This window comes from Eoetvoesiella sp. (assembly GCF_035555955.1).
In the GTDB taxonomy this organism is placed as follows: Bacteria; Pseudomonadota; Gammaproteobacteria; order Burkholderiales; family Burkholderiaceae_B; genus Eoetvoesia.
This window is the reverse complement of sequence record NZ_DATMGA010000039.1, coordinates 13,785-29,174: the sequence shown is the minus strand read 5'-3', so window position 1 is coordinate 29,174 and position 15,390 is coordinate 13,785. Positions and strand designations below refer to the sequence as shown.

The 15,390-nt window shown below is 58.5% G+C and carries 14 protein-coding genes; 12 read left to right on the top strand and 2 right to left on the bottom strand.

Annotated elements, in window-relative coordinates; all coding sequences use genetic code 11:
* The first annotated feature begins 10 nt into the window (after positions 1 to 10).
* The 5 genes from cyoB (at position 11) to VNT00_RS10820 (ending at position 4,758) form a co-directional block, all read left to right on the top strand.
* Complete coding sequence (gene cyoB, locus VNT00_RS10840; protein ID WP_325587331.1) at positions 11 to 2,020, top strand: cytochrome o ubiquinol oxidase subunit I; 2,010 nt, start codon at positions 11 to 13, stop codon at positions 2,018 to 2,020.
* The gene (gene cyoC, locus VNT00_RS10835) at positions 2,017 to 2,643 is read left to right on the top strand and encodes a cytochrome o ubiquinol oxidase subunit III (protein ID WP_325587329.1); all 627 of its coding nucleotides are present in this window, start codon (positions 2,017 to 2,019) and stop codon (positions 2,641 to 2,643) included. Before cyoB ends, cyoC begins: the two co-directional genes overlap by 4 nt.
* Entirely contained in the window at positions 2,640 to 3,086 is a 447-nt protein-coding gene (gene cyoD, locus VNT00_RS10830; RefSeq protein WP_325587327.1) for a cytochrome o ubiquinol oxidase subunit IV, read from the top strand. Before cyoC ends, cyoD begins: the two co-directional genes overlap by 4 nt.
* 47 nt (positions 3,087 to 3,133) lie before the next feature.
* Entirely contained in the window at positions 3,134 to 3,850 is a 717-nt protein-coding gene (locus VNT00_RS10825) for an SURF1 family protein (protein WP_325587325.1), read from the top strand.
* 107 nt (positions 3,851 to 3,957) lie between these two features.
* Positions 3,958 to 4,758, top strand: a complete 801-nt coding sequence (locus VNT00_RS10820) for a citryl-CoA lyase (RefSeq protein WP_325587323.1) — start codon at positions 3,958 to 3,960, stop codon at positions 4,756 to 4,758.
* 31 nt (positions 4,759 to 4,789) lie between these two features.
* Here the strand turns inward: VNT00_RS10820 and VNT00_RS10815 are convergent, their stop codons facing one another.
* The gene (locus VNT00_RS10815) at positions 4,790 to 5,734 is read right to left on the bottom strand and encodes a LysR family transcriptional regulator (RefSeq protein ID WP_325587321.1); all 945 of its coding nucleotides are present in this window, start codon (positions 5,732 to 5,734) and stop codon (positions 4,790 to 4,792) included.
* Positions 5,735 to 5,881: 147 nt separating this feature from the next.
* Here VNT00_RS10815 and VNT00_RS10810 point away from each other — a divergent pair, with 147 nt between their 5' ends.
* The 7 genes from VNT00_RS10810 to VNT00_RS10780 all read left to right on the top strand — a co-directional run bounded on the left by VNT00_RS10810 (position 5,882) and on the right by VNT00_RS10780 (position 14,430).
* Complete coding sequence (locus VNT00_RS10810) at positions 5,882 to 7,042, top strand: acyl-CoA dehydrogenase family protein (RefSeq protein ID WP_325587319.1); 1,161 nt, start codon at positions 5,882 to 5,884, stop codon at positions 7,040 to 7,042.
* Positions 7,043 to 7,053: 11 nt separating this feature from the next.
* Positions 7,054 to 7,752, top strand: a complete 699-nt coding sequence (locus tag VNT00_RS10805; protein WP_325587317.1) for a dienelactone hydrolase family protein — start codon at positions 7,054 to 7,056, stop codon at positions 7,750 to 7,752.
* On the top strand, positions 7,749 to 8,210 hold the full coding sequence (locus VNT00_RS10800) for a MaoC/PaaZ C-terminal domain-containing protein (RefSeq protein ID WP_325587315.1): 462 nt from the start codon (positions 7,749 to 7,751) through the stop codon (positions 8,208 to 8,210). Before VNT00_RS10805 ends, VNT00_RS10800 begins: the two co-directional genes overlap by 4 nt.
* Entirely contained in the window at positions 8,207 to 9,772 is a 1,566-nt protein-coding gene (locus VNT00_RS10795; RefSeq protein ID WP_325587313.1) for a class I adenylate-forming enzyme family protein, read from the top strand. Before VNT00_RS10800 ends, VNT00_RS10795 begins: the two co-directional genes overlap by 4 nt.
* Positions 9,773 to 9,905: 133 nt before the next feature.
* Complete coding sequence (locus VNT00_RS10790) at positions 9,906 to 11,045, top strand: ABC transporter substrate-binding protein (protein WP_325587311.1); 1,140 nt, start codon at positions 9,906 to 9,908, stop codon at positions 11,043 to 11,045.
* 385 nt (positions 11,046 to 11,430) lie between these two features.
* On the top strand, positions 11,431 to 13,500 hold the full coding sequence (locus VNT00_RS10785; RefSeq protein WP_325587309.1) for a hypothetical protein: 2,070 nt from the start codon (positions 11,431 to 11,433) through the stop codon (positions 13,498 to 13,500).
* Between the two features lie 333 nt (positions 13,501 to 13,833).
* Positions 13,834 to 14,430: a VOC family protein gene (locus tag VNT00_RS10780; RefSeq protein WP_325587307.1), complete on the top strand. Its 597-nt coding sequence runs from the start codon at positions 13,834 to 13,836 to the stop codon at positions 14,428 to 14,430.
* Between the two features lie 93 nt (positions 14,431 to 14,523).
* Here the strand turns inward: VNT00_RS10780 and VNT00_RS10775 are convergent, their stop codons facing one another.
* Entirely contained in the window at positions 14,524 to 15,192 is a 669-nt protein-coding gene (locus VNT00_RS10775) for a GntR family transcriptional regulator (protein WP_325587306.1), read from the bottom strand.
* Positions 15,193 to 15,390: the final 198 nt, after the last annotated feature.

Sequence of the window (15,390 nt, the reverse complement as noted above, 5' to 3'; positions counted from 1 at the left end):
AATGCTCACTATGCCTGACCGCTCCGAAATCCTGAATCTTCTTCTCGGGCGCCTGACGCTCAACTCCCTGCCGCTGGACAACACCATCGTGGTGGCCACCTTCGTCGTGGTGGCCCTGATCGGCATATGCCTTCTGGCGTTCGTCACCAAGAAGCGCTATTGGGGCTATTTGTGGCGCGAGTGGTTCACCAGCGTCGATCACAAGAAGCTGGGCATCATGTACATGATCCTCGGCACGGTGATGCTGCTGCGCGGTTTTTCCGACGCCATCATGATGCGCGCGCAACAGGCCATCGCCTTCGGCGACAACATGGGCTACTTGCCGCCGCATCACTACGACCAGATATTCTCGGCCCATGGGTCGATCATGATCTTCTTCGTGGCCATGGCCTACATCGTGGGCCTGATGAACTACGTCATGCCGCTGCAGATCGGGTCGCGCGACGTAGCGTTTCCGTTTCTCAACAACCTCAGCTTCTGGCTTACGTCTTCCGGCGTGGTGCTGTTCATGGCCTCGCTGTTCATCGGCGATTTCTCCACCGCCGGCTGGCTGGCGTATCCGCCTGTTTCCGAGCTCGCGCAAAGCCCGGGAACGGGGGTGGATTACTACATATGGGGCTTGCAGTTGTCGGGAGTGGGCACGCTGCTTACCGGCATCAATTTCGTGGTCACCATCATCAAGATGCGCGCCCCCGGCATGAGCATGATGAAGATGCCGATCTTCAGCTGGACGACGCTTGCCACCAGCGGCCTCATCGTGGTGACCTTCCCCATTCTTACCGCCACGCTGTTCCTGCTGTCGCTGGACCGCTACCTGGGCATGCATTTCTTTACCAACGACTTCGGCGGCAACGTCATGCTGTACATCAACCTGATCTGGGTGTGGGGCCACCCCGAGGTGTACATTCTGGTGCTGCCCATTTTCGGCGTGTACTCGGAAATCGTGGCTACCTTCTCGCGCAAGCCGCTGTTCGGCTATTCCTCCATGGTTTACGCCACCCTGGCCATCATGGTCCTGTCCTACCTCGTGTGGCTGCACCACTTCTTTACCATGGGCTCGGGCGCCGACGTCAATTCGTTCTTCTCATTGACGACCATGATCATCTCCATCCCTACCGGGGCGAAGATCTTCAACTGGCTGTTCACCATGTATCGCGGCCGCGTGGACTACACCGTGCCCATGCTGTGGACGATGGGCTTCCTGTTCACCTTCACCATCGGCGGCATGACCGGCGTGATGCTGTCGGTGGCGCCGGCCGATTTCCTGCTGCATAACAGCCTGTTCCTGATCGCGCACTTCCATAACGTCATCATCGGCGGCGTGGTGTTCGGTGTGTTCGCGGCCATCAACTACTGGTTCCCCAAGGCCTTCGGCTTCCGGCTGAACGAGTTCTGGGGCCGCCTGTCGTTCTGGTTCTGGCTGATCGGCTTCTGGCTGGCCTTCGGCCCGCTGTATGTACTGGGCCTCATGGGTGTAACCCGCCGCCTCAGCCATTTCGACGATCCCAGCCTGCAGATATGGTTCGTCATCGCCGCGTTCGGCGCCTTCCTGATCCTGCTTGGCATACTTTCGTTCATCGTTCAGATCTACGTCAGCATCCGCGACCGCGATGCCTATGCCGTCGGCAACGATCCGTGGGGCGGCCGCACGCTGGAATGGTCGACCTCGTCGCCGCCTCCCGACTACAACTTCGCCTTCATCCCTCAGGTGCACGAGCGCGATGCCTGGTTCGACATGAAAGAACGGGGCGTGAGCCGCCCGATGGATGGATTCAACAACATTCACATGCCCAAGAACACCGGCGCGGGCCTTGTCCTCGGCGTGCTGGCGACTCTCTTCGGGTTTGCCATGGTCTGGTACATCTGGTGGCTGGCCATAGTTTCGTTCCTGGGAATCATCGTCGTGTCCATCGGCCATACCTTCAATTACCATCGCGAATACCACATCCCCGCTGAAGAGGTGAACCAGTTCGAGCATTCCGGCAACTGGGCGCCCAACACCGAGGGGGGCGCGGCATGAGCACCGACGCCATCGCCAGCAGCCGCCGCCCGGCGCCAACGTTCTATTGCCGCGAAGAGCCGCCCGTCCATAACGGAACCCTGCTTGGGTTCTGGATCTACCTGATGAGCGATTGCTTCATCTTCGCCTCGCTGTTCGTCGCCAACGCCGTGCTGGGCACCCAGTATGCGGGCGGCCCGACGGGCAGCCAGGTATTCGATCTGGTCGGCCTGGCCTGGAACACCGCCTTGCTGCTTGTTTCCTCGGTCACCTTCGGCTTCGCGATGCTGCAGATCCAGCAGGGCAACAAGCGCGCCATGCTTGGCTGGCTGGCCATCTCGGGCCTGCTGGCGGCCGGCTTCGTGGGCCTGGAAATCCACGAGTTCGTCGACATGATCGCCCAGGGCGCCGGGCCGGGCCGCAGTGCGTTCCTGTCTTCGTTCTTCGCCCTGGTCGGCACGCACGGCCTGCACGTGACCTTCGGCGTCATATGGCTGGTCGTGCTGATGGTGCAGTTGAACCGGTACGGCGCCACGCCGGACAACATCCGGCGGCTGCGTTGCCTGAGCATGTTCTGGCACTTCCTGGATCTGGTCTGGGTCGGGGTTTTCAGCTATGTTTATCTGGTAGGAGTATTGCGATGAGCCAACCACATCCGTCCGGCGCTTCATCGTCCGATCACCACGACGACGCCTTGCACGTGCACGAAGGCTCGCTGCGCAGCTACCTTACGGGCTTCGTGCTGGCGGCCATCCTTACCATCATCCCGTTCTGGCTGGTCATGAACCAGGTCATCGACAGCCGTGCGGCCACCATTGCCATCGTGCTGATCCTGGCCGTTGCGCAAATCGTCGTGCACATTGTCTACTTCCTGCATCTGGATACCCGCTCGGAAGGCGGCTGGAACATGCTGGCCTTCATCTTCTCCACCGTGCTGGTGGTCATTGTGCTGGGGGCCTCCATCTGGGTGCTCTACCACGAAAACATGAACATGATGCCAGGCATGATGCCGACGACGTCGCAGCCTCAGCACTCCATGCCCATGCCCATGTCCATGCCCATGACGATGACCACGCCTTCGTCGTGACGCCGGCATCCGGCGGCCCGGAGGGAGCCCGTCCAGGCCGCGGCTTCATGGTCTGGATGGTATTGGCGGTCTGCGCCTTCGCCGGGTTCATCCTGCTGGGAAACTGGCAGTTGCACCGCCTGGACTGGAAGCTCAAGCTGATCCACGACGTCTCCACGCGCATTCACGCGCCGCCGGTTGCCGCCCCTGGCCCATCGGCCTGGCCGGACATCGAGAACGGCCAACTGCAGTACCTGCATGTGCGGCTGGAAGGCCGCTTTCTTTCCGGCAAGCAGACTCTGGTGCATGGCACCAGCCCCAGGGGCTACGGCTACTGGGTCATGGCTCCATTCAAGACCGATGGCGGTTTCATCGTACTGGTCAACCGGGGCTATATTCCTCCAGATCTCGCCGATGCCTCGGGCAGCGCAAAAACAAGCGTGCCGGAAGGCGACACCGCCGTGACCGGACTGCTGCGCTTCACTGAACCTCATGGCGGCTTCCTGCGCCCCAATCGCCCCGACGCCGGGCAGTGGTATTCACGCGACGTAGCCGCTATTCTCAAGGCGGAAGGCCTGGGCAATGCGCCGGCCGCGCCGTATTTCGTCGATGCCGACGCCGGTGCAAACCCGCAAGGCTGGCCGCTAGGCGGCCAGACGACCACTCATTTCCGCAACACCCATCTGGGATACGCCATCACCTGGTACCTGATGGCGCTGGCCGTTTTGCTGGGAGCCGGCCTGATGATCCGCCATGAGTGGCGGGGGCGGCGTTCGTCAGGCTGATTCTTATATTCGTGGCTCTAATAATAGGTATGTCCACCGCGTGTTGTTCATGCAATGCTTGGGTGTTATTGTTTTTTGCAAGCCAGTGAATATAAAAGGGGTGGGGCATGGGCCATCAACGTAAAGCGCTTCGCTCCGGGATGGGCCGAAGCACGGCAGACAGCATTACCGTATGCGGTCTTGATCTGACGAACGATGTGCTCGGGAAGCTGAATTTGGGCGAGTTCGCTTTTTTGGAAATCAAGGGACGTGTCCCGACTCCGGACGAATCCGTCGTGTTCAATGCCATGCTCGCCACCCTGGTGGAACACGGCATGACGCCAATGGCCATTGCCGCCCGCCTGACTTACCTGGGAGCCCCCGAGTCGCTGCAGTCTGCAGTCGCGGCAGGTTTGTGCGGTATGGGCACGACTTTTGCGGGCACGGCGGAAGGGGCCGCCCGCATTCTCCAGGAAGGCTTGGCCTCGGGTGGCGGAGAGTCCGGTCTGCCGCAGTTGGCGAAGAAAATCGTCGCCGACCACATCGCGGCCAAACGCACGATACCGGGAATCGGGCACCCCCTTCATAAACCCATAGATCCGCGTACCCCCAGATTATTTCAACTCGCCGAAGAGCATGGTGTCAGTGGTCGTTATGTCGAGTTGATGCTGCTTATCTCCGCAGAGGCGGAACGCGCGCTTGCCAAGCCCGGCATGTTGCCAGTCAATGCCACTGGGGCGCTGGGCGCTTTGGCTTGCGAGCTCTCCATCCCCTGGAAGTTGTGCCGGGGCCTTGCCGTCATAGGACGCGCTATTGGTTTGGTCGGTCATATCGCCGAGGAACTGCGCGATCCTATCGCGCGTGAAATCTGGGAGCGTACCGACGAAGAGTCTTCGTCATCTCCGTTCCAAGTTGCGGCTAACCGATAGCCCCCTGCCTTTGAATACCGCCTTGCATTCATCAAGGCTTCTTATGGTCGGCGAAGAGGTTGGCGATGATGCCGCGCAGCCATCGGTTGGCGTCGTCATGATGATTGCGTTGATGCCAGAATTGGCGGATGACGAAGTTTGGAACGTCAAAGGGAAGAGGAAGCATTTTTAGATTGCGGGGCGTATCGGCCCTGGTTATGACCTGCTGTGGAACCGTCGCGATGAAATCGGTGGTTTGCAGAATGGTAGGCACGACGGTGAAATGCGGCACGCGCAGGGCTATGCGGCGCTTCAAGCCGTATTCAGCCAGCTTGCGTTCTATAAGCGTCGGTGTGGTGTTTGATGAGACAACCCCGCTATAGCGCGATCCCGTAGGTTCGATCATGACATGAGACTCCGCCTCGAACTGGGCCAGGCTCAGCGTTGTTCCAATGCGCGGATGGTCGCTTCGCATGATGCAAACATAGCCGTCGGAAAATAGCCTTTGTTGATAAAACCCGGTTTGCAGCGTCGACGACACGCCAATGGCGAGATCGGCGGCGCCTGATTCGAATACTTCCTGGTAGCGTTCGCGAGGCAGTTGCAATACACGTACATCAATGCTTGGCGCCACTTTCTTCAGCGTCGTCATCAACGGCGGCAAATACACGACTTCGCCCATATCGCTCATCACGATTTGAAAAGTGCGGCTGGAGGTGGCCGGATCGAAGGCGACCGTGCCATCCAGTCCTTCTTGCAGTGTTCGTAGCCCTTTATGTACTGAACTGCTTAGCTGTTGCGCAAACGGGGTCGGCTCCATGCCGGTTCGAATTCGAACGAAAAGCGGGTCGTTGCATAGCTTGCGCAGCCGCGTGAGTGCGTGGCTCATCGCCGGCTGGCTTAAACCGATGCGCTCTCCCGCTCTTGTCACGTTGCGTTCTTGCATCAACGCGTCGAACACAAGAAGGAGATTCAAGTCGATCTTGTAAATATTCATATTAGGCATAGTGTCTATGTTCGATATGTTCTAGACCGATGATATCTCCGTCTATATATTTTAGGTAGACCCCTTCTTGAATGAATTGGATGAGTGGGCGTCCGTGGATGATGGTACGGACAGAATCGTTGAAACGAAGGATTCCCTATGATGCGGCCATTTGGGTTCAGTCCCGAACAGATTTTGATGCGCGAGACAGTCAGAGGCTTGGCGGAAAAGTATTTTGAGCCCAATGCGGCGCATGCCGACCGCACGTATAGTCCCCCGGTGGAAAACATGAAAATCCTGGCCGACCATCAATACACGGGCATTTCCATTCCCGAGCAATATGGCGGCACCGAGCTTGGGCTGCTGGATCTTGTGCTGGTAAGCGAGCAAATTGCGCGCTCGTGCGCCAACACCGCGATATTGTTTTCGTGTACCGACGGCGCTACGACGCGCGCTATAACGCGCCTTGGGTCGGAGGCGCAAAAAGAGCAGTATCTTCCGCGCCTTGCTGCCGGCAAGCTCTTTGCGGCATGGAGCATGTCCGAACCGGATGCCGGCTCGGACATCGGCAACGTCAAGACCCGGGCTGTCCCGGATGGAGCCGGCTATGTCGTGAATGGCTCCAAGCTATGGTGCACGGGGGCTCAGGTCTCGGATCTTTTCATGGTGCTGGTTCGACTGACGGACGAGCCGGGCTTGCGCGGAGTCGGAGTCATACTGGTCGAAAGGGGAACCCCCGGCTTTTCTGTCGGACGTCATTTGGATCTGCTTGGCCTGCGTGGCACCGGCATGGCGGAACTCGTTTTTCAAGGCTGCCATATTCCTGCTGAAAATATATTTTTGCCCGCGGGGCGTGTGCGAGATTTGCTGAGTGTGCTCGATGCGGATCGTATTTCGGGCAACCCTCCGATTTGCCTTGGCGTTGCCCAGGCGGCATTTCAGCGTATCACCAAACATATCCAGGACCGGCAGCAGTTCGGACGCCCTTTGGCTGAAAACCAGGGCGTGCAATGGAAACTCGCCGACATGGCAATCGAGATCGAGGCTGCCCGCGCCTTGCTGTACCGCGCGGCAAGCAGGGTGGACGCAGGCCAGCCCAGTATCGTCGACACGTCCATTACCAAGACCTTTGTCAATCAAATGGCCATTCGAGTAACGAACGAGGCCATGCAGCTTGCGGGGGCCTATGGGCTTTCCGAGGAGTATCCGTACGAGCGGTACTTTCGCGATGTGCGCGGAATGGCCATTGGCTATGGCACTACCGAGATACATCGAAATTCCATTGCCCGCGAGATACTCAGCGGCAGCTATGAATTTTAACGAGGGGAGATATGGCTTCAGTGAATGAAAATATCAAGACCGGGGACGGCCGCAGTTTCAGCGCTTATGTAAGCATTCCTGCGCAACCCAACGGCAACGCAATCGTTTTGCTGCAGGAAATATTCGGCGTGACGTCGACAATACGGCGTGTGGCTGACCGCTATGCGCAAGATGGCTATCTGGTATATGCGCCCGATCTTTTCTGGCGCCTGGAGCCCGGCGTCGAGCTGAGCCATTCCAAAGAAGATATTCAGCGAGCCATGCTGCTTTTGAAGCAGTTCGACGAAGAAACAGGATTGCAGGATATTGGCCGGACGGTGTCGCACATACGCGGGCTTCCCGGTTTTTGCGGCAAGGTGGCGGTAGCCGGGCTATGCCTGGGTGGGCGGCTCAGCTATATGGCGTGCGCCAGGCTGGACGTAGACGCCGCCGTGGCCTACTACGGCGTGGGGATCGAGCGGAACATTGATCAAGCCAAAGAGCTGAAGAGCCCGATCATCCTGCACTTTGGAATCAAAGACGAATACGTGCCGCAGCCAATACAGGAATCCATCAGGGATGGGTTGAGCGCTAGCCCCCATGCGGTGATCTACTTCTACGAAGAGGCCGGCCATGGCTTTTATACCCGCGGCGACCCTGCGGCGATCCAGCTTGCGCACCAACGCACGGAAGAGTTTCTGCGGCATGCACTGGGCGGAGGTCAGCCATGATGCCGGCGGCGATTCCCTTTGACGCGCTCGAAATCGGAGACCGGGGCCACAGCGGCGGACGCACGCTGACCGAGGCTGATTTGAGCTTTTCCTGCATGATCAGCGGCGGCTGGCATCCTATTCACGCCGATGGCGAGTTCGCGCGCCATACCGGGCCGGGCCAAAGAATCCTGCATGGCAGCTATTGCCTGCTGGTGGCGACAGGCCTCGCGGCCGATTTGCCGAGCCTGGGACGCGCCGTCATAGCGGATCTCGGCGTGCGCGAATGGCGTTACCTGCAGCCCGTATTTGCGGGAGACACGTTATATGCCGAGGTTGAAATCATAGGCAAGAGGATCACGTCGAATCCCGCTCGTGGCGTGCTGGAGCGGCGCATCCGGCTGGTGAAGGCTTCGGGCGCCATCGCCCATGAAGGGATTTCTGCTTTGCTGGTTGAGCGAGGGGCGCAAGCATCATGATTATTGGAGATATCCTCGAACACAATGCCATGTGCTTTGGCCCGCATCCAGCGATATGTTTTGAAGGCGAAACACTGACCCATGCGCAGTTGGCGGATCGCGTCAAGCGGCTTATTGGCGCCTTGATGAATGCCGGCATGCCGCGTCAGGCGCGATTGGCTGTGTTGTCGCGCAATACGCCGGAGTATCTGGAGGTGTACGGCGCGGCCGGCCTGGGCGGATTCATCGGCTTGGGCATCAACTATCGTCTGTCGGACAGGGAGCAACTGTCGATTTTGCAAGACGCCGAGCCGGCGGTTCTGTTCTTCGAGGATGAATTTGCCTCAAGGGTCGAGATACTGCGCGCCCAGCTTCCGGACTCAATGGTCTACATCCGTATACGGGGCAGTGGCCAGGGCCCGGCATGGTCGACCGAGTACGAAGACTTCATTGCGGACTGCGTGCCGGCGGCGCCCGGAATACGCGCGTCCGAAGACGACGTTGTATTCATCATCTATACCAGCGGCACGACCGGCAAGGCCAAAGGCGCCATGCTGGGCAACGAGGCACAACTGGAGCAAGCCCGTGTTCAGGCTTTGTCACACACCGCGGCCCAGACCGACCGTATGCTTATCGTCATGCCGTTCTACCACATCGGCGGCCCGACGGAACTGCTGACGTTCTTGTACGTGGGGGCGACCATTGTCTTGCATCGCGATTTCGATGCGAGGGCAATACTCGAAAGCATCGAGTCAGAACGGGTCACAGCCGCGCATCTGGCGCCGACGATGATACAGATGATGCTGGAAATAATGGAGAAGCGGGTTTTCGATGTTTCAAGCCTGCGGACGGTCTGCTATGCCTCCGCCCCGATGTCGGAGGCCTTGTCTCGGCGAGCTTGCGAGGCTTTCGGATCGATCTTCATGCAAATCTACGGCATGACGGAGAATGGCCTTGGCTCGGTCCTGCTCAAGCACCAGCATGTGACGCAAGGAGATCCAGCCCAGGTGCGTCGGCTTGCTTCCGCGGGGCAGCCATATCTGGGCACGGACATCCGCACTGTCCGGGCGGACGGGTCGGATTGCGCCACGGGAGAGTGCGGCGACATATGGATCAAATCAAAGTCCCTGATGCAGGGGTACTGGAAGAATCCTGTGGCGACGCAAGAGGCCTTGGTCGACGGATGGTTCCTTACCGGAGATATCGGGTATTTCGACGCGGAGCATTTTCTGTTCGTCGTCGATCGCAAAAAAGACATGATCGTGTCGGGCGGCGAGAACATCTACTCGCGGGAGGTGGAGGAAGCTTTATTGCTGCACCCCGCAGTGCTCGACGCCGCGGTCATTGGTGTGCCCGATCCCAAGTGGGGGGAGTCGGTCATGGCGTTCATCGTGACAAAACCGGGACACGCTGTTTCCCAATCGGATTTGATCGCCCATTGCCGCGGTCTTATCGGCAGCTATAAAAAACCGACGCATGTGGAGTTCCTGGATCAATTGCCACGGCTGGTCAGCACCCGCAAGGTAGACAAGAAAGCGCTGCGGGCGCCGTTCTGGGCCTCGCAAGACAGGCAGGTTTCTTAGGTTCGCCAATTAAGGCGCAGTTGGAGTTGGGGGGCATCGGTGCCAGCGGCGTCGTGGCGGTGGTGAGGATCGCGGCGCGCCGGCCGGGATGTCGATGTTTTGTTTTATTCCTTGATAAATCTTGGAGACGCAGATGAAAAAATTGGGAAAACGCTGGCTTGTCATGGCTTTGGCGGCAATTTTGCCCCTGGCGGTTCAGGCCAGGATGAAGGTAGGTGTCATCCTTGGCGAGACCGGGCCGGGCGCTTCGTTGGGCATACCTTTTAAAAATTCGGTTTTGCTGATGCCGAAGACGCTGGGCGGCGTGCCTGTCGATTATATTGTCCAGGATGACCAGACCGATCCGACTTTGACGGTGAAGCTGGCCCGCAAACTCATCGAGCAGGATAAGGTGGACTTGATCATTGGGTCGGGCAGCGCGCCAACCGCCATGGCGGTTGCGGAAGTCGTGCAGGAATTGAAGACCCCGCAAATTTCACTGTCGCCCATACCGATCACGGCCCAGAAATACCCCTGGTCGTTTTCCGTTCCCATGCCGCCGAGTATCGGCATGGGATCCGTTGCGGCAAGCATGAAGCAGCACGGCGTAAAGAGGGTGGGCTATCTGGGGTATTCTGATTCCTGGGGAGACCTTGTGCTGTCGGGTTTCAAGCACAACATCAAGGATACGGACATCGCTGTCGTGGCCAACGAGCGCTATGCGCGGACCGACAACAGCGTGACGGGGCAGGTGCTGCGATTGATCGCCGCCAGGCCCGACGCCATACTGCTTGGGGGCTCGGGTACGGCGGGGGCCTTGCCCTATGCCCCATTGCGGGAGCGCGGCTATAAAGGTTTAATCTATAACAACTCCGGCATCATCAACAACGATTTCCTGCGCGTCGGAGGCAAATCCTTGAACGGCACATACGCCGTGGCCGGTCCGGTCGTCGTCGCTGAGCAGTTGCCCGATAGCAATCCCATCAAGAAGGTAGCCTTGAACTTCAAGGCGGTCTACGAAAAGGCATATGGCAAAGGCACGCTCAATGCATTTTCCGCTATTGCCTGGGATGCCTACCTCTTGGCGGACCATGCCGTTGCGCAGGCCGCCAAGAAGTCCAAGCCGGGATCCGCCGATTTCCGCGCGGCGCTGCGTGACGCGCTGGAAGCCAGCAAGGAAGTGGTTGGAACGCAGGGGGTCTTCAATATGAGCAAGACGGATCACAATGGCATGGACAGCCGCTCGGGCGTCATGGTTCAGATAGAAAACGGCAAGTGGAAGCTGGTGCAGTAGCGGCTTGCTGTCATGCCCTGCCTTCGCCTGCCGCGCTTTCCAAGCGCGGCAGGCTTCTTTGTGGGCGCGCCTTCGGCAATAACGATTAAAAATTAAAAGCGGGCCGTTGATCCACCTCTGGCGGCCGGCAATTGCGGTGGCAAGGAGCATGGCCTCGGCATGGCTTTTCACCAGAAAAATCCAGTATTCGTGTCTTTCCGTCTTCCTTGAATGACAGGATTTTCCAGTATTTGACAGAAAGTAATCCTCTGAGTTTCAGTAAGCCATTTTTATAATTTGTTGCTTAAAGACTTGACGATCAATTCGGGCGGCATGTCTGCGGCGGGCGCGGTTGGACAGGCGCCGGCGGGTGATCGCGAAGTCTTAATTTCAAAGGATGAATTATATGAATGTCCCTTTTCAAAGAGCCGTCAAGCGCTCTTTTCCGGCCACTGCGTTGCGGGTCGGCGGCGTGCTTCTGCTGGCGTTTACCCTGACCGCGTGCGAGGAAGACGATGCTCCTTCGTCCGCCTCCATACCGACCCAGACCGTCGGGTGCAAGGATTACGACAACAATCCCGTGCAGCTTACGCCAAAGACCATCACCATTCGCAACAATTCCGCAGGCCAGATCTATCCGGTGATCGCAACCAGCAAGAATAAGGTCAACGAGTGGATTCAAGGGTGCTTTCGCACCACCGAAGCCTACCCGACCGATTTCGTGTACAAGCTGTATGTCAACGAGGGCAAGGGCATTCCTCCCAATTCGTCGGTCACCGTCACGCTGCCTCTGTACAGCGAACTGTCCGACAAGAAATACATTACCTGGTGGAACGGCGGGCGCGTGGTTCTGGCCGACAACAGTGAAAGGCTGCTTGACAGCAAGACTGACACCGCCATGGCGACGCCCAGCACGGTGACTTGCGAGGGGCAGGGCACCGAATGCTCGTTAAGCACGTATTCCAGCGATGTCCAGTTTCCGGAAAACGTTTATGCGCAGTTGTCCGAATACACCTTCGGGGACTCCATCATTCCGGTCGGCCAGACTACGCGTCTGTTGAAGCCGGAAAACGTCGGCTACAACATTTCCTATGTGGATCATGTTTACATGCCTGTGGCCATTGGCCCCAAGAGCAACCCCTATATCGGATACAGCGGTTCCGGGCAGAGCCTGGCCGACTTCAGCAACAAGCTGCAAGCCTTCCTGGATTCCGACGTTGGGGGCGGCTGGCCCGTCTACAACCTGAGCAAATTGAAGCTGCCCGGCGGCTACAATATTTTCGCCCAGCGCACCGGCACTCTGCCGCCCACCGACAATGTGCCCGTCAAGCCTTCGGACAGCACCAAGTTTCCGCCCGTCCTGACGGTGCTGAAATGCATCAACGGGGGATGTTCCGAAACCGAAAAAGAAACGCTTCATTACGGCGAAGCGGTGCAGCGCATGCAGAATCTATGGGGGACTTGCGTCGACTGGTCGGGCGAAGACCTCAGCCAGTACGTCACGCCGGGGGCGACCTGCGAGGCCGATTCCGACCTGAAAGGCAAGCTTGCGGCGGTTCAAGCCTTCTTCAAGCAGAACCACCAGAACTATCTGGCCATGTACAACGCGGGCAAATGCGAGGGCAGCACACCCCAGGTGCCGACGTTCGGCTATTGGAACGCCATCCTGCACATCTATGGCTGGGTTCCGTATAACGAAGGCTGCGGCGCGGGCGCCAATCCTTTGGCGGATACGAGCATTCCGAATTGGAACCATGCCCAGATCCAAGCCATGTACATCCACGACCTGCAGTACAACGGTTCGCAGGATGCGGTCAAGGCCAATCCCAATCTGTTGTTCAACCCTTACGTCCAGCTGATCCACGACGATCTGAAAATGAACGCATATGGGTTCTCGGTGGACGACGCCGTCGGCTTCATGAGCGAATTGGGCAGCGGCCTGGTCTTCGCCGTGGGCGGGCTTCAGGGCCTGGAAAATGAACAGCAGTTCAGCTATGCGGACGGCTTTACGCTGTCGGTCGGCGTGCCCACGGCACTTGACGGCAAGGCGAACAAGCCTCTGATCAAGAAGTACGGCGTGTGCTCCATGAATACGGAGGACGGCAATCTGGATTGCCATAATGTCAATCAAAACGTCACCATGCCCGACAACAGCCAGATTGCGGGATTCCGGGTCGGCACCGTGAAGTCCTACCCGATCAAGGTGCGCTTCACCGACATGAACGACAACGTATACACCGTCGTCGTCAACTCCAAGTTCGCCCCGTGCTCGGACGAGAACGCCACTGTCTGCCACCCGACCAACGCGGATACGCTTACCGACAAGACGGCTTGCGGCGTCGTGAAGAGCAACGGTGAGAAACATCCGAAGTCGGAGCAGTGGTGCGCGAACCCCGACCCCAACGAGCAGCGGGAAAAGCAGCTCACCAAGAATTACCTGAGCTATCCCGATCCGGTCGATTACCTGAAGCCATAGCGGCTCCGGCTGTGCCCGCCTTCTGAAAAGAGGCAGGCGGCAGCAGTATTCTCAAAGGCTCTTGCCTCCCGCCCATGGGCGATGGCAAGGGCCTTTTTTCAATATTGCGATGTGCGCCTTGCCGACATTGTTCAGGTCTTGGTAAGTAAAGAAAAAAAATCAAAAGGGAGCTTACTCTTTTGATTTTGAGTGTGGCATTATTTGTCCTGCAAGTTATTGCCGTTGTCATTAGCCGCCATACAGCCGCCCTGGGGTCGCGCTTGCAACATTGAACGCCCGCAGGCCGCCTGGTCTCCGCCGTTGTTCAATAATCCGCCTCAGGAGGAAGCCGTCATGAAAAAAATCGCCAAGGTCGCGGCCTGCACCGCATTGTGTCTGTCCGCCAGCAGCGTCTGGGCCGCGGGCGGAGGGGGGATACCGGGTGTGCGGGGTATCGACCACATCGGTTTCACCGTGCCCGACATCAACCAGGGTGTGGCTTTCTTCCATGACGTGATGGGCTGCACCGAGGTGATGCGCTTCGGGCCCTTCAGCGACGACAAGGGAACCTTCATGCAGGATCTCGTCAACGTCGATCCGCGCGCGGTCATCAAGCAGATCGCGATGATGCGCTGCGGCCATGGGTCGAACATAGAACTGTTCCAGTACAGCGCGCCGGACCAAAATACGAAAATGCCGCGCAACAGCGATTACGGCGGCTACCACATCGCCTTCTACGTCAAGGACATCAAGGCCGCGGTCGACAAGGCCAGGGCACTTGGGCTGAAAACCTTCATGGGGCCGTTCGCGCTCAAGGAAGGCCCCGCCGCCGGCGAGTCGATCACCTATGTGTTGACGCCGTGGGGAATGCAACTGGAGCTGATCAGCTATCCCAAGGGCATGGCCTACGAGAAAAAAGGCAAGCCGCGCCTGTGGGCGCCAGGGCATTGAGCCAGCCGTAGCCGCCATTGCTGGTCGCTTGCCGCGATCAGAACGGCAGCTGCGGCTGGCTTGCCTGGCTGCCGAACCCTATGCCGGCGGGGCTCATTCGAGCTTCAGGACGAGATTGCTGGTATTGCGGAAATGCTTTTCAAGCAGCTCGTTCGCCAATGCTATGTCTTTCTTGACCGCGGCGTTCAACAAGGCCTCGTGCTCGGCGGCCACGTCGCGTTTCAACCAGCCGTTGTTTTGCGCCGGGGGCGCGGCCCGTATCGACAGATGGCGGTAGCGCGAGGTCTGTTCGCGCAATTGCTCCGCCAGTTGCAGCAGCAAGCGTGAGTCGCAGGCGGCCAGCAGGGCTTGGTGGAAGGCGGTGTGGGCTTGCTCCCATTCCGGATTTACCCCTTGTGCCCCTGGCATCTCCATGGGCAGGCGGCTTAAATGGTGGTGGGCCGCCACGAGGTTCGATTCCCAGGCCAGGCCCCCCTTTTCGATGGACAGGCGCAATGCCTCTTTTTCCACATGCAGCCGCACATTGGTGATGTCGTTCAGGTCATCGGCCGATACGTCGGCAACGCGAAAGCCGCGCTGATCCTCGACCTGCACGAACCCTCCGCTGACCAGCCGGGATAGCGCCTCGCGCATGGGGACGAGGCTGATTTCGTAGCGATCGCATAGCTCCCGGGTACGCAGCTTGGATCCCGGGGGCAACACTCCGTTGATGATATCGGCGCGCAGCCGCGCGACCACCGAAGAGGTCAGCGTGCCATTCATGTATCTGTTTTGCGTCATAGCGTCGGAAGGCATAGTGGCGTGATTTTTGCATGCTTCTGAAGCTTAATCCAATATTTTATAAAAATATTATAGGGTTTTCCTTTATGTATAAGAATTACAAAAATATATATATTTCTGGGAATCGCTTTCAGGTTTTTTGGCCGCCGGGCCGCCCCAAGGCAAAAAGTGCCCCCCCTT

Excerpts from the sequence above, each read along its gene's own strand:
- cyoB (WP_325587331.1), top strand. The coding sequence starts at position 11 with ATGCCTGACCGCTCCGAAATCCTGAATCTTCTTCTCGGGCGCCTGACG.
- cyoC (WP_325587329.1), top strand. The coding sequence starts at position 2,017 with ATGAGCACCGACGCCATCGCCAGCAGCCGCCGCCCGGCGCCAACGTTC.
- cyoD (WP_325587327.1), top strand. The coding sequence starts at position 2,640 with ATGAGCCAACCACATCCGTCCGGCGCTTCATCGTCCGATCACCACGAC.
- VNT00_RS10825 (WP_325587325.1), top strand. The coding sequence starts at position 3,134 with ATGGTCTGGATGGTATTGGCGGTCTGCGCCTTCGCCGGGTTCATCCTG.
- VNT00_RS10820 (WP_325587323.1), top strand. The coding sequence starts at position 3,958 with ATGGGCCATCAACGTAAAGCGCTTCGCTCCGGGATGGGCCGAAGCACG.
- VNT00_RS10815 (WP_325587321.1), bottom strand. The coding sequence starts at position 5,734 with ATGAATATTTACAAGATCGACTTGAATCTCCTTCTTGTGTTCGACGCG.
- VNT00_RS10810 (WP_325587319.1), top strand. The coding sequence starts at position 5,882 with ATGATGCGGCCATTTGGGTTCAGTCCCGAACAGATTTTGATGCGCGAG.
- VNT00_RS10805 (WP_325587317.1), top strand. The coding sequence starts at position 7,054 with ATGGCTTCAGTGAATGAAAATATCAAGACCGGGGACGGCCGCAGTTTC.
- VNT00_RS10800 (WP_325587315.1), top strand. The coding sequence starts at position 7,749 with ATGATGCCGGCGGCGATTCCCTTTGACGCGCTCGAAATCGGAGACCGG.
- VNT00_RS10795 (WP_325587313.1), top strand. The coding sequence starts at position 8,207 with ATGATTATTGGAGATATCCTCGAACACAATGCCATGTGCTTTGGCCCG.
- VNT00_RS10790 (WP_325587311.1), top strand. The coding sequence starts at position 9,906 with ATGAAAAAATTGGGAAAACGCTGGCTTGTCATGGCTTTGGCGGCAATT.
- VNT00_RS10785 (WP_325587309.1), top strand. The coding sequence starts at position 11,431 with ATGAATGTCCCTTTTCAAAGAGCCGTCAAGCGCTCTTTTCCGGCCACT.
- VNT00_RS10780 (WP_325587307.1), top strand. The coding sequence starts at position 13,834 with ATGAAAAAAATCGCCAAGGTCGCGGCCTGCACCGCATTGTGTCTGTCC.
- VNT00_RS10775 (WP_325587306.1), bottom strand. The coding sequence starts at position 15,192 with ATGAATGGCACGCTGACCTCTTCGGTGGTCGCGCGGCTGCGCGCCGAT.